The organism is Pseudomonas sp. Irchel s3f10 (assembly GCF_900187515.1).
GTDB classification, from domain to species: domain Bacteria; phylum Pseudomonadota; class Gammaproteobacteria; order Pseudomonadales; family Pseudomonadaceae; genus Aquipseudomonas; species Aquipseudomonas tensinigenes.
This window is the reverse complement of record NZ_FYDZ01000001.1, coordinates 1070598-1083767: the sequence shown is the minus strand read 5'-3', so window position 1 is coordinate 1083767 and position 13170 is coordinate 1070598. Positions and strand designations below refer to the sequence as shown.

The 13170-nt window shown below is 59.4% G+C and carries 11 protein-coding genes; 4 read left to right on the top strand and 7 right to left on the bottom strand.

Features of this window, described 5'->3' with window-relative positions; all coding sequences use genetic code 11:
• Positions 1-52: 52 nt before the first annotated feature.
• Positions 53-976: a LysR family transcriptional regulator gene (locus CKW17_RS05020; RefSeq protein WP_095118974.1), complete on the bottom strand. Its 924-nt coding sequence runs from the start codon at positions 974-976 to the stop codon at positions 53-55.
• Between the two features lie 178 nt (positions 977-1154).
• Here CKW17_RS05020 and CKW17_RS05015 point away from each other — a divergent pair, with 178 nt between their 5' ends.
• Together CKW17_RS05015 and CKW17_RS05010 are read left to right on the top strand one after the other, a co-directional pair.
• On the top strand, positions 1155-1802 hold the full coding sequence (locus tag CKW17_RS05015) for a hydrolase (RefSeq protein WP_095118973.1): 648 nt from the start codon (positions 1155-1157) through the stop codon (positions 1800-1802).
• A gap of 168 nt (positions 1803-1970) precedes the next feature.
• Positions 1971-2231 carry a hypothetical protein gene (locus CKW17_RS05010; RefSeq protein ID WP_163013585.1) on the top strand — a complete coding sequence of 87 codons (261 nt, stop codon included), beginning with the start codon at positions 1971-1973 and terminating at the stop codon, positions 2229-2231.
• A gap of 63 nt (positions 2232-2294) precedes the next feature.
• Here CKW17_RS05010 and CKW17_RS05005 read toward each other — a convergent pair whose 3' ends face one another.
• Together CKW17_RS05005 and CKW17_RS05000 are read right to left on the bottom strand one after the other, a co-directional pair.
• Complete coding sequence (locus CKW17_RS05005; protein ID WP_095118972.1) at positions 2295-3593, bottom strand: carbohydrate porin; 1299 nt, start codon at positions 3591-3593, stop codon at positions 2295-2297.
• 86 nt (positions 3594-3679) lie between these two features.
• Positions 3680-6085 carry a glucose/quinate/shikimate family membrane-bound PQQ-dependent dehydrogenase gene (locus CKW17_RS05000; RefSeq protein WP_095118971.1) on the bottom strand — a complete coding sequence of 802 codons (2406 nt, stop codon included), beginning with the start codon at positions 6083-6085 and terminating at the stop codon, positions 3680-3682.
• A gap of 373 nt (positions 6086-6458) precedes the next feature.
• Here CKW17_RS05000 and solA point away from each other — a divergent pair, with 373 nt between their 5' ends.
• Both solA and CKW17_RS04990 read left to right on the top strand, forming a co-directional pair.
• On the top strand, positions 6459-7637 hold the full coding sequence (gene solA / locus CKW17_RS04995; protein WP_095118970.1) for an N-methyl-L-tryptophan oxidase: 1179 nt from the start codon (positions 6459-6461) through the stop codon (positions 7635-7637).
• Positions 7634-8413: a MetQ/NlpA family ABC transporter substrate-binding protein gene (locus CKW17_RS04990; RefSeq protein ID WP_095118969.1), complete on the top strand. Its 780-nt coding sequence runs from the start codon at positions 7634-7636 to the stop codon at positions 8411-8413. The genes solA and CKW17_RS04990 overlap by 4 nt, the downstream gene beginning before the upstream one ends.
• 41 nt (positions 8414-8454) lie before the next feature.
• On the opposite strand, the gene CKW17_RS04985 is transcribed toward CKW17_RS04990, so the two are convergent.
• The 4 genes from CKW17_RS04985 to galE form a co-directional block, all read right to left on the bottom strand.
• Positions 8455-9357, bottom strand: a complete 903-nt coding sequence (locus CKW17_RS04985) for a bestrophin family protein (RefSeq protein WP_095118968.1) — start codon at positions 9355-9357, stop codon at positions 8455-8457.
• Between the two features lie 100 nt (positions 9358-9457).
• Positions 9458-10507 (bottom strand): acyltransferase, encoded by a 1050-nt coding sequence (locus tag CKW17_RS04980; protein WP_095118967.1) that lies wholly within the window; start codon positions 10505-10507, stop codon positions 9458-9460.
• A gap of 123 nt (positions 10508-10630) precedes the next feature.
• Positions 10631-12097: a family 16 glycosylhydrolase gene (locus CKW17_RS04975; RefSeq protein WP_256586189.1), complete on the bottom strand. Its 1467-nt coding sequence runs from the start codon at positions 12095-12097 to the stop codon at positions 10631-10633.
• Positions 12094-13149: a UDP-glucose 4-epimerase GalE gene (gene galE, locus CKW17_RS04970; RefSeq protein WP_095118966.1), complete on the bottom strand. Its 1056-nt coding sequence runs from the start codon at positions 13147-13149 to the stop codon at positions 12094-12096. The genes CKW17_RS04975 and galE overlap by 4 nt, the downstream gene beginning before the upstream one ends.
• Positions 13150-13170 lie beyond the last annotated feature (21 nt).

Below are 13170 nucleotides of genomic sequence, written 5' to 3'. Positions count from 1 at the left end.
GCTTTGCAGGCGTTGCGGCACCTCAATTCTCCTTTCATGGCTTCAGCTTTCCTCAGCTAAACGCCGACGTTTCATCGTGCTGTGACAGCGGCTGCACCGCGAGGTGCGGAGATTCGCCGAAGTACTCGATCAGCAGTTCGGTGAGCACGCGGATCTTGCGCGCGGGATGCGGGCCCGGCGCGCGGAGGAGGTAGGCACCGGCGGGGGGCGGTGGATGGTTGGTCATGATCGGCACGAGTGCACCCGTGGCGATGTGCTCGTGGGTGAGGCAATCGGGCAAGTAGGCGACGCCGAGGCCGGCGGTCGCGGCTGCGGCGAGGGCAGTGCCGTTGTCAGCCTTGAAGCGTCCTTGCGGGCGAACCGTGATGACCTTGTCAGCCTCCATGAATTGCCAGGCTTCGGTGCCTTGCATGAGCGCCTGATGGGCGTGCAGCTCGTCCGGGGTTTCGGGGGCGCCGTGCGCTTTGATGTAGTCCGGGCTCGCGACGAGCTTGGTGTAGACCGGGCCGATACGCCTTGCGATCAAGTTGGAGTCCTGCAGATATCCCACGCGAATGGCGCAATCGTAGCCCTCGGTAATGAGGTCAACGAAGCGATCGCTGTAGCAGGTCTGCATGTGCAACTGAGGGTGACGGCGCGCCATTTCCGCCAGCACCGGGGCGAAGTGCGTCGGCCCGAACGACAACGGCACCGCGACGCGCAAGCGACCGCGCAGGGCGCCGGCGGGCAGGATGGTTTCCCTGGCGATATCGATTTCGCTGCAGACTCGGGCGGCGTAATCGCGGAACGTCGCGCCGGCCTCGGTGAGCGATGCCCCGCGCGTCGAGCGTGCCAGCAGTTGCACGCCCAGTTCTGCTTCAAGTCGGGCCAGCCGGCGGCTGACGATTGATTTCGAGACCCCGAGCCGCAGCGCAGCCTGTGAAATACCTCCGGCATCCGCCACTTCGACGAAGGTTTGCAGTTCTTCGATATCCATTTTCGCGTTCCCCTTGGCGCGACAAAGTTCGCCTCGGGATGCTACTACTGCCGCGAATAGGGGAACAGCACAATGGGTTTTCCAGGCACGGCGTCACTCGCATGCGTTCTGGAACCACAAACCGCACGGGCTCCGGCCGTTCCATCGACGTGCGTTACCCAGACAAAAGGACCTGCAAATGGCAAGCGAAGCAATCCGCAACCCCCACACCGATCAACTGCTGACGCCCGAGAATTCAGCGTTGATCATCATTGACTATCAACCGGTTCAGGTGTCTTCGATCCGCTCGATGCCACGGGATGAACTGGTCTTCAACATCACCAGCGTCGCGAAGGCGGCGGTCAACTACAACCTGCCGATCATCCACTCCACCGTCAATGTCGCGACCGGTCGCAACAAACCACCGATTCAAGAGTTGCAAGCGGTGCTCGGCCATCTGCCCACCTATGACCGCACATCGATCAACAGTTGGGAGGACACCGAGTTCAAGCAGGCAGTCAAAGCGCTCGGGCGCAAGAAACTGATCATGACCGCGCTGTGGACTGAAGCCTGTCTGACCTTCCCGGTGCTCGACGCGATTCAGGAAGGCTATGAGGTTTATGTGCCGATCGATGCGGTGGGCGGCACGTCGCTGGCCGCGCACGAGGCAGCGTTGCGCCGAATGGAGCAGGCGGGTGCGAAGCTCATCAGCCGGGTGCAGATGTACTGCGAACTGCAGCGCGACTGGGCGCGAGAGGTGAGCGTGCCGGGTTTCATGGGCGTGTTTGAAAACTTCGACGGCTTCAATGCTGAGAAGGCGCTCCAGGAAGCGGGCAACAAGGCCTGATTAGCGGGCCATTGTTAAATGGTGGCGCCGGCAATCGCCGGCGCTGCCTTTATTTGGCCTGTTTCGAACGCCTGAAAATAATCTGAACCGCTGTCGGACCTGCTCGCCTAATGATTAGCTTGTGGTCAATCGCACAGGCCCCGTGTCAATAACGGCACACTCCGAGAGGTGGTCAACGTGGCTAAAGACGAAAAGAAAAGCAAAGACAAAGGTGACGCTTCGAAAGCCAGCAAGGACTTGAAAGACAAAAAGTCATCACCCGAGAAGAAATCAGCGGCGGCTTCGGCGCTTTCAAAGTCCTCCGACAAGGACAAGAAAGACAAGAAAAAAGATGCCGAGCCGAAGAAGTCTGCGAAAAAAGCGGACAGCAAGCCTGAGAAGGCCAAGGATTCAAAGAAGGCTGACAAGCCGGCTAAAAAGAAAAAGTGATCTTGAAAACAATAAAAAACCCGGCATTCAAACCGGGTTTTTTTATTGCCTGCTATTTGGAGATCAGAGCGCCGCTTTGACCTGCAAACCAAACACCAGCGCATTGTCGATGTCCTGCCCGGAAAACGCCCCTGGCTCGATGATGTACTGCACATTCGGGCGCAGGGTCAGCCAAGGCGTGGCCTGATAACCGTAACCGAGTTCGATCAATTGCTCGGCGCTGTCCAGGTTCGGGAACGCCGTGCCGTTGTTCAATGCGGCGTCCTGCAGCACGTCACGGCTGCGCGGGTTCGGCACGGCGCGGCCATAACCCAAAGCGACGGTGTCACGCGGGCGACCTTCGAACGGTTTGTACAGGACCACGCCGGTGCCGTACCACTTGCTGAACGGCGAAGCCGCTTCGCTGGCCGCCGAGTATTGGCCGAAGGCATGCAGGCTGCGGCCTTCGGAAGTCGGCGAGCGCCACACGGCCTGATCGATCAGCAGGTAATGACCGCCACGGCCGGAGACTTCGTCGTCGCTGCCGATACGCTTTACGTCGGAGCTGTCGTAGTAGTAGCCGAGCTTGTATTCGCCGGGCAATTCACCCGCGTGCTTGTACACCAACTCGATTGGCACCACGGTGCCGGTGGTGTGTTTCGGGCCAAGATGCCAGGCGCGGCTGGAGTTGCCGTTGCTTTCCGGATCGACGTTGAACGCGGCCACGCGCAGTTGCCACGAGGACGACAGGTCGTATTTCACCCGCACGCCCAAATGGGCATTGGGGTAGTTGGTCCAGCCACTGCCGCCGGACATGTTCAACGGATGGCCACAGAAACCGGCGTTCATGAAGTTGCACAGAATGCCGCTGTCGAGGCCGCCGAGGTCGTTGCCCATGGCCATGTAACCGAGTTTCACATTGAGCGCCGGGGTAAACAGGCTGCGCTCGTAACTCAGTTCGGTCAGGCGCGTGTACAGGCCACCGTAGTTTTCCTGGATCGGCAAACGGTTGCCGACCAGATCTTCCGAGGCGCTGTTGCCGCGACGGTCGTTGATTGTCAGTTGGACCTTGCCGGCATTGTCGACGCCGTAAAGTTTGCTGAGGTCGAACTGCACGCCGAGCTTGATGTTCTGCGAGTAACGCGCCGAGCGATGCAGGCCGCCGTCGGCGTTGTATGCCATTTCACCGCTGTAATCGCCGGTGAACTTGACGCCTTGTTCATCCATCTGGTGACGCAAGCCACCCCAGTCACCGGTGAGGGTGCTGCGGGTCAACAAATCGGAATCGTTGTCGGCCAGCGCGGGGAGGGTGGTGGTGCATGCGACGCCCAGCAACAGGCCTTTGAACAGGTCGGAACGGGAAAAACCAACAGCCGATAGCATGTAAATCTTCCTGCAGAAAACTTGAGCAATAGGGGGGAAAGCAGCGCGGCACCCGAAGGTGCCGCGCTTTACGTGGACACCGTGATTTACGGCAGGGCGTAAGCCATCACGTAGTCGCCGCGATCGGTCGACTGACGCGCACCGCCCGCGGTGATGACGATGTACTGCTTGCCGGTTTTCGGCGAAACATAGGTCATCGGGCCGCCCTGGCTGCCGACCGGCAGACGTGCTTTCCAGACTTCTTCACCGTTGCCGCTGTTGAAGGCGCGCAGGTAGAAGTCCTGAGTGCCGGCGATGAAGATCAGGCCACCTTGGGTCGACAGGGTGCCGCCGAGGGTTGGCAGGCCGATCTTGATCGGCAGGTGCATACGGATGCCCAGCGGACCGGTGTCTTCAACGGTGCCGACCGGAACCTGCCAGGCGATTTTCTGGGTCTTCATGTCGATCGCCGTCAGCGTGCCGAACGGCGGTGCCTGGCACGGAATACCGGCTACCGACAGGAAGCGGTTCTTGTTCACGGCGTACGGCGTGCCTTTCAGCGGCACGGCGCCCATGCCAGTGTTCAGCGCTTCGCCACCGCCAGCGGCCTGGCCTTTGTTCTGCGACGGGATCATCTGAATCCACAAACCCAGACGCATGTCGTTGACGAAGATGAAGCCGTGCACTGGGTCAGTGGAAATGCTGCCCCAGTTCATGCCACCCAGCGAACCCGGGAAGCTCAGCGATTTGTCCATGCCCGGCGCGGTGTACAGGCCGTCGTAGCGCATGCCTTTGAAGTCAATGCGGCAGAGCAGCTGATCGTACGGAGTGGCGCCCCACATGTCCGATTCAGTCAGGTGCTGAGCACCGATTTCTGGCATGCCTACCGATTTCGGCTGAGTAGGGGAGTACGGTTCGTTCGGGATGTTCGCCGCTTTCACCGGTACTTCTTTAACGTCGGTCAGCGGTTTGCCGGTGGCGCGGTCGAGCACGTAGATCTGCCCGGCCTTGGTGCCGATGACCAGCGCCGGCACGGTTTTGCCGTCCTTGGTGAAGTCGATCAGGCTCGGCTGCATCGGCAGGTCGAAGTCCCAGAGATCGTTGTGTACGGTCTGGAACACCCAACGCTCGTCACCGCTGGTGGCGTCCAGCGCGAGGATCGAAGCACCGTAGGTGTGATCGAGTTTGCTGCGCTCGACACCATAGATGTCGGTGGACGAACTGCCCATCGGCAGGAACACGGTGTTGGTCGCCGGGTCATAGGACATCGGCGCCCAGCTGTTCGGCGTGCTGCGCACATAAGTGCTGCCGTCGGCTGGTGCGTTTTTATCCTGCGGATTGCCCGGGTCGAACGCCCAACGCATGGCGCCGGTCATCACATCGAAACCACGGATCACGCCGCCCGGCATGTCGGTTTGCACGTTATCAGCTACGCGACCGCCAACCACCACGGTGGTGCCGGCCATCAGCGGAGCGGAGGACAACTGGTAGTAGCTGTCCGGAACATTACCCAGACCAGCCTTCAGATCAACCTGGCCGTTGTTGCCGAAACCCTGGCAGAACTCGCCGGTGTCCGCATCGACCGCGATCAGGCGGGCATCAATGGTGTTGGTCAGCAGACGACGCTGGCAATTGGCGGCCGGCGCAGGCTTGGCTTCGATGATCGACGAGTTGCTTGGCTGAGCAATCGCTTTGGTGGCGTCGAAATAGGCCATGCCACGGCAGCGCTGCCAGACTTTCGACTGAGCGTTGATCGCGTTCTTCCACAGCTCTTTACCGGTGTCGGCATCGAGGGCGATCAGGTTGTTGTGCGGGGTGCAGATGAACACCTTGTTGCCAACCTGCAGCGGGGTGAGCTGGTCTTCAGCACCGTTGCCATCGCTCTCGGCGATGTCACCGGTGTGGTAGGTCCACGCCACTTTCAGCTTGTCGACGTTGCTGCGGTTGATCTGGTCCAGCGCAGCGAAGCGACTGCCACCTTCGGTATTACCGTAGTGGGCCCAGTCTTTTTGCGCCTTGTCCGGCTCGACCGGGGTCAGGCCCGGGCCGGTGCCGGTGGCGGCAACGGTCGGGTGAGCGACGAACATATTGCCGGCCGCCACAACCACGCCGACCGCCAGCACCGCCGCCACGGCGTAAGCGCCGCGACCGGCAACGCCACCGTTGGCACGCTTGAGCAGCGGATAAACCAGCGCCACGACCAAACCGATCACACTGAACATGAACAGGCGCGAGAACACCGGCCAGAACACCAGCCCGGCATCACTCACTGCCCAGATCGCGGTGCCCACCAGGAACGCGGCGAACAGCCACGCACCGGCCAGCTTGAAGCGCGCGATCAGCAGACCGGAAACGGCCATGACCAAGCCACCCACCAGGAAGTACCACGAGCCTCCCAGGCTGACCAACTTCACGCCGCCCGCAGCCAGCGCCAAGCCGAGCAGGGCGATGACGACGCCCAGCCCGATCAGAATGAATTTTGATATGCCCGAGAGGCGTTGACTCTGCTTCACGTTGAGTGTCCCGTTGAAATGAGGCGCGCATTATATAGTTAGGTAACTACCTAGTTAAATCACAAATTTCAACGTGAAGCGTAGTTCGCGGTTTTGACTCGCGCCTGCTGGGGGCTCAGATGTGGAAATGTCTGTCGAAATGCGCACAAAAATAGCTGTTCTGTCAGATTGATTGTGATTTGTGACAGATATCTTCTGCCGTGCACTCAGGCGTAAATCATTTGCGCCGGGTTGTAAATGCGACGAATAACCGCCAGGTAGCCCGATGCAGAGCGGTCAATGGATGCACTGAGCTATATGGATATGCTTTTTTAATCTTGGAATTCGCAACGGGTTACCGCTCAACTGGCGCCTTTTTGATAGGTGGCTATTTATGTCCGAGCGATGTGAGGTGGTGGTTCTGGGCTTGGGTGCAATGGGCGCCGCCACGGTTTATCAGTTGGCAAAAGCGGGAGTGAATGTTGTCGGTATTGATCGTCATCACCCGCCGCACAACCTCGGTTCCAGCCATGGCGACACGCGCATTACTCGGCTTTCGGTGGGCGAGGGCGCGCAATATGTGCCCATCGTGCGCAATTCTCATCGCATCTGGCGTGAGCTGGAGGCACTGACGGGAGAGTCTTTGTTCGAGCAGTCGGGCCTGTTGGTGCTGACGTCGAGCGCCGAATTCGATCCTGAAGATCAGACCGACTTCACCCAGCGCACCATCGGCCTGGCGCGAACTTACGGCATCGAGCACGAAGTCTTGTCCGCCGAACAGATTCGCCAGCGCTTCCCGCAATTCGCCAACGTGCACGACTCGGCCATGGGCTATTTCGAACCGGGCGGCGGCTTCGTGCGCCCGGAACGCTGTATCGATGTGCAGCTCAAACTGGCCGAGCAACACGGTGCGACGCTTTATAAAGGCGAGACCGTTACCGCTATCAGCTCGAACGAAGAGGGGGTTACGGTCACGACCAACCAGCGCACGTTACGGGCCGACAAACTGGTGATCAGCGCGGGCAACTGGAACGGCGAACTGCTCGGTGCACCGTATGAGAACCTGCTGAGTATTTACCGACAAAAGCTGTTCTGGTTCGAACTGGAAGAGAATGCCGAACTGGTCGGTCACTCACCGACCTTCATCTTCACCCACGGCCGCGGCGACGACAAAATCAACTACGGCTTTCCCGCGCTACCCGGCGAAAGCAGCATGAAAATCGCCACCGCGCAGTACCACACCGCAACGTCACCTCAGGCCATTGACCGCACGGTTTCAGCGGCCGAAGCGCAGGACATGTACGAGCATCAGGTGCACAACCGCATCGCCGGCGTGACCTCTAAAGTGCTCAAGTCTGCGGTTTGCGCCTACACCGTGACGCCAGACCGTCATTTCATCATCGACGAGCATCCGTCGCTGCAGCACACCCTTTTCGTGTCGGCGTGCTCCGGGCACGGCTTCAAGCACTCCGCAGCGCTCGGCGAAGCATTTGCGCAATGGTGCATGCGCGGCTCGAGCGACCTGGATCTGTCCTCTTTCTCCCTGAAACGCTTCGAAGGAAAACTATCGTGAAACGCGTCGCGCTCTCCGTAGCACTGCTGGTCGCCGCCATGGGCAATGCCTATGCCGAAACCCTGAAAATCGCCGTGGTGCCTGTGCCCCATGCCGAGATTCTTGAGTTCTTGAAACCGGAACTGGCCAAGGAAGGGGTGACGCTGGACGTCAAAGTCTTCTCTGACTACATCCAGCCAGACCGGCAGACCGATGAAGGCTTGCTCGACGCCAATTACTTCCAGAGCAAACCGTATTACGATGCCTACAAAAAAGACCGGCCGAGCAGCGATCAAGTACCGATCGTAGCGGTGCACGTCGAGCCGTTTGGCGCCTACTCGAAGAAAATCAAATCCATCAGCGAACTCAAGGATGGCGCGACGATCGCCATTCCCAACGACCCGACCAACTCCGGGCGGGCGCTGCTGCTGATCGCCAAACAAGGCCTGATCACCCTGAAGGATCCTGACAACATCATGGCCACGCGCCTGGACATCGTCAGCAATCCCAAGCATCTGAAGTTCCAGGAGCTCGAAGCGGCCATGCTGCCGCGGGTGTTGAATCAGGTCGACATGGCATTGATCAACGCCAACTACGCGCTGGAAGCCAAACTGGTGCCGCACCAAGACGCGCTGTTTATCGAAAGTTCGGAGTCGCCGTACGCCAATTACCTGTACGTGCGTCGCGACAAGGCCAATGCGCCGGCGGTGCAGAAGCTCGGCGCGCTGCTCAATTCACCGCAGGTGAAGCAGTTCATTCTTGAGCGTTATCACGGTGATGTTGTGCCGGCGTTCTGATTGACTCGGGAACCGTCAGAAGCCCTGACGGTTCCCGCCCCTTAAGCGTTCTCTTCAATCCGGCGCACGTCACCCAAAGAGTCACGCTGCATTGACTGCAGGTTTTTCTCGATGGTTTCGCACAGCGCTTCCATCTGAATCTGGTGTTCGCTGTGGCGAAACGGGCTTTGCAGATCGGTGCCGATGCGTTCGATGGCCAGCAGCATAAAGCCCACCACGGTCGAGGCCAGCGGTGTGAACCAGCCTAGCGATTCCACCAGACCGACCGGGACGATCAGGCAGAACAGCGAAATAAACAGCCGTGGGAAATACACATAAGGGTAGGGCAGCGGCGTATTCGCAATCCGCTCCATGCCACCCTGGCTGTTGGACAGGTCCACCAATGTCGACTCCAGCCGCGCCAAGCGAATGCTGTCCAGGCGCCCGGCCTTGTATTCCCGCGCGAGCAAAGTCGCCGAACCGGTGAGGATATCGTTGGCAAAGTTATTGGTCGTGCCACTGCGAGCAAACTCATTGGCGGGAATAAACGCGCGGACTTCCTCAGGGCAAGGCTGGCCTTGCAGATGCGCCGCGAGGCAATTCACATAGGCGACGTGGCGGCGCAACAGGGTCGACTTGACCGGATTGACCTCGCCGTCGGGATCATCCAGCAAAGTCAGCACCTGCCGGGCGAAGCTGCGCGAATTGTTGATCATCGACCCCCACAGCGTGCGTGCTTCCCACCAGCGGTTGTAAGCGCTGCTGTTGCGGAAACTGATCAGCACGATCAATGCCGAACCCAATAACGTCAGGGGCATCAATGGCAGATTCAGTTTGGCGTTGAGGAACAGCATGAAATCGACGGTGACGGCGATGTCCCAGAGCAGCAGCCAGAACAACGCCCAGCCGACATAGCCCAGAGTCTTGATGATCAAACGGTATTTTCTGACGATGGCTGCTTTCAAACGGAAACCTCGTGGTGAGCGGTAAGCGTTAACGCCTTAGCTCGGACGCTGTTTTCGCGGGAAAGGTTCGCTAAATCGCTTCAGCTTTCGTCGGCTCGGGCTAGTCGGCCCGGAGACGATTGAAGGAAAATGACAGGGACCTTTTCATCAGTCTGGCCATCGGCGTTTCGATCTTTTCGTGAATGACATAGGACGCCGCGATCATCAAAGCCACGGTGCCCCACAGCAGCAGATGCGCATTCACCGCCGGATAGGCCATGTTGAAGATGATGAAACCGATCATTTGATGGAGCAGGTACAGCGGGTAAGTGAGTGCGCCTAATGTTGTCCAGTTCAATCGCCCGATGGCGGCTGTTTTGTTGGTTGCGATCAACAGGAAGGTCATGAAGAAAACGATGATGACGCTGCCGATGATCGAGGGATCGTATTGCGTCGCATACTTGCTTTCGATCGACTCGGCCCAGGTAATGGCGGTGAAGGTGGCCAAGGCCAAGGCTCCCGCCACCAAGGCAATGCGCGGTTTGGTCATACCCTTCGCCCAGATCAGGTAGAACGTCGCACCGGCGATGAAGTAGGCCGCGTAATCGGTGATCAATAGCGAGCGCAGCTTTTCAAAAGCGAGGACTTCTGCGGTGGCCGAGACCAGTAGCCAGAGCACGAGGCAGGGTTCGATTTTGTCTATTTTCTTCAAGGCCAGGAGAATCGAGATCATCAGGTAGAACTTGATTTCGACAAACAGCGACCAGTACACGCCGTCGATGGGCGGGACGCCGAGCAGGTCGCCGAGGAAGGTCATGTTGATCAGGTATTGATAAAGATCAGCGCTGAATCTCGGCTGCCCGAAGGCCAGTGTGATCAGAAAGGTGAGCGTGCAGCAGACCCAGAATGCCGGGCACAGGCGCACCACGCGGGAGATGAAAAACACTTGCAGATTGTTGCTTGAAGCCGTCATCAGGATGACAAATCCGCTGATCATGAAAAACAGCTCCACGCCCAGGTAACCGTACTTGGCCACCTCGGCCAGCAGTGGATAGGGCATGACCGACATGTCGCCCCGCGCATACCCGCGAAAGGCGTAGTGAAAAATCACCACGGAGAGCGCAGCCAGGAAGCGCAGCAAATCCAGCTCCTTCAGTCGTCGGTTGTTCATGTTTGGGCGCTCCGGAGGTGTTAGCGCTGATCGAGAACTGACGACTCTGCCGAGTGAAATTCGACCCAAGGCGAAAGCTATGGCAGCAGGAGGGCGTCGACTGTCCCAGGCTTGGTGTGACGGTTAAGGACCGCGTTGCCACATGCGGATGTAGTCGACCTCGAAGGTGGACGGCAGGTCAGCGTCGTCGACCACGCCGAACCATTTCCACATGGCCTCACTGTCAAAGACGATTTGCATCGGGAAGAAGAAGTGGCGGTTCATCGACTCTCTGACCAGCACGCCATCGACGTACCAGCGCAGGGTGTCGGGCTGCCAGTCGAAGCCGTAGACATGAAAGTCACTGGCCAGGCGCCAAGGGCTGATCCAGGTGCTGCCGCTGGCGATATGTTCTTTACTGTGCGGCGTCGCCCATAAATGCGCGTTCATGTTGTAGGAGCGATCCGAGGCGGCGTTCTTGGTCTTGCCGCCAATTTCAAAGATATCGATTTCCGTGGCGTTGTCCGTCAGGCCCGTCCACGCCAGCCAGAATGCGCTCGACGCTGCGGAGTTCATCGGTTTGGCGCGTGCTTCGTAGTAGCCGTAGAAACCGCGTTCACGGGTACGGACCATGGCTGAGGTGTAATCCTTGAAGCCAAGCTCGACGTACTTCTGCGGCAAGGGTTCCTTGCGAAAGACAATGTTCAGGTGGCCGTTGCTGACGCTGGCATTGCGCGGCGTGAACAGCGCCGGTTTGCGTCCGAGCGATTCATTGCCGATGGCATTGTTGACGTGCCAGCGCGTGGGGTCGAGGCTGCTGCCGTTGAAGTCGTCGGACAGCGTCGTGTTGAATGCCCAGCGCCCGGCATTGGCCTGGTCGGACAGCGGCAGATAGGCGTGCTGACGCGCCGGAACTTTGCCGAGTGGACCGACACGGGTCCAGGTATCGGCATGGCTGGGGACGGCCACTGACCACTTGTGCGCAAGGTACTGAAAAGCCTGCTGACGCTCGGCGAGGGACGCAAACGGGCGGTCGTAAACCAGCACCTCGGCGATATCGCCGCGAAAGTTTTCCGACGTGCCGATGGCATTGCGCCCGATCGCATACGGGCCGATCGGCACACCCTGCAGTTCCAGGACGGAAACCGTCGGTTCATACGCGGTGGTTTGCGCTAGGCTGATGGCGAAGTTCGGCAACACGTTATCGTTGTCAGCGGTTTGCGCACGTGAACTGAACAACCGCTGCCACGGATCGACGCCGGCCTGTTCTGGCAATCGGCGTGACACGACCAATACCGTGACAGGCCCTTTTGCACTGCGAATGTTTTTGCCCAGAAACGCCGAAGTACCACTCAAACGCACGACCGCATGGCCATTCACGGCGTTTTCCAGGCGTTGCGGCTGCTCGGTGCCTTCGTCGACCATCGCGTCATGGGACTGGCCGGATTTATCGCTCCAGCGCTGCACACGGTTCTGCGCATTCAGGCTCAGGCTGGACGAATCGGCCGCGTCCAGCCACAGCACCAGCCCGGCATTAGGAGGCGCTTGTGCGGCGCTGCCAGTCAGCGCAACCCACAGCAGCAGCGCCGGCAGCGATCGTAAGAACATCATTTGAAGGCAAGCAGCGCGGGGATTTCGAAGGAAGACTGATACCCCTGCGGATTACACGACTGCCAGCGCCAGGCATCGACAATCATCTGTTGCAGGTCGCGTTGCGCGGTCCAGCCCAGCTCGCGTCCGGCCTTGGCGGGGTCGGCCCAGCACTTGGCGATATCACCTTCACGGCGCGGTGCAAACCGGTAGGGAATGCTGATGCCGGTGATGTCCTCGAAACTGTGGATGATCTGCAGCACGCTGTAGCCGACCCCCGTGCCGAGGTTCCAGAAATGGATGCCGTGGTTGTGCTGCAACACCAGCAGTGCCTTGAGGTGGCCAATGGCGAGGTCGACCACGTGGATGTAGTCGCGCACGCAGGTGCCGTCGACGGTGGGATAGTCGCTGCCGTACACCGTGAGTTCCGGTATCCGGCCAATGGCGACCTGGGTCAGGCACGGCAGCAGGTTGTTGGGTCGGCCGCGCGGGTCTTCACCGATCATCCCGCTTTCGTGGGCGCCAATCGGATTGAAGTAGCGCAACAGGCCAATGCTCCAGCGCGGATCGGAATCGCACAAATCCGTCAGCAGCTCTTCGATCATCAGCTTGGTGCGACCATAGGGATTGACCGGTTTACCGGTGCCGAAGTCTTCGGCAATCGGCGTACGGGTCGGCTCGCCGTACACCGTGGCCGATGAGCTGAACACCAGACGGAAGACGTTGTTGCGCGCCATGGCCCGGCACAGGTCCAGCGTGCCGGCGACATTGTTGGCGTAGTAATCGAGTGGCTTGCGCACGCTTTCGGCGACGGATTTGAGGCTGGCAAAATGCACCACGGCATCGATGTCATAGCGCCTGAAAATGTCGTCCAGCAGGTCGGAATCACGGATGTCGCCCTTGATGAAATCGACCCGGGTCAAGGTCAGTTGCTCAAGGCGCGCGATGCACTCCTGACAGCTGTTGCACAGGTTATCGAGCACCAGCACCCGGTGCCCGGCATTGATAAGCGCCAAAGCGGTATGCGAGCCGATGTAACCGGCCCCGCCAGTAATCAACGTGGTTTTGCGCATGGTGAGGTCTTCCTGTCTCAG

Excerpts from the sequence above, each read along its gene's own strand:
- CKW17_RS05005 (WP_095118972.1), bottom strand. The coding sequence starts at position 3,593 with ATGCTATCGGCTGTTGGTTTTTCCCGTTCCGACCTGTTCAAAGGCCTG.
- CKW17_RS04975 (WP_256586189.1), bottom strand. The coding sequence starts at position 12,097 with ATGATGTTCTTACGATCGCTGCCGGCGCTGCTGCTGTGGGTTGCGCTG.
- CKW17_RS05020 (WP_095118974.1), bottom strand. The coding sequence starts at position 976 with ATGGATATCGAAGAACTGCAAACCTTCGTCGAAGTGGCGGATGCCGGA.
- solA (WP_095118970.1), top strand. The coding sequence starts at position 6,459 with ATGTCCGAGCGATGTGAGGTGGTGGTTCTGGGCTTGGGTGCAATGGGC.
- galE (WP_095118966.1), bottom strand. The coding sequence starts at position 13,149 with ATGCGCAAAACCACGTTGATTACTGGCGGGGCCGGTTACATCGGCTCG.
- CKW17_RS05015 (WP_095118973.1), top strand. The coding sequence starts at position 1,155 with ATGGCAAGCGAAGCAATCCGCAACCCCCACACCGATCAACTGCTGACG.
- CKW17_RS04980 (WP_095118967.1), bottom strand. The coding sequence starts at position 10,507 with ATGAACAACCGACGACTGAAGGAGCTGGATTTGCTGCGCTTCCTGGCT.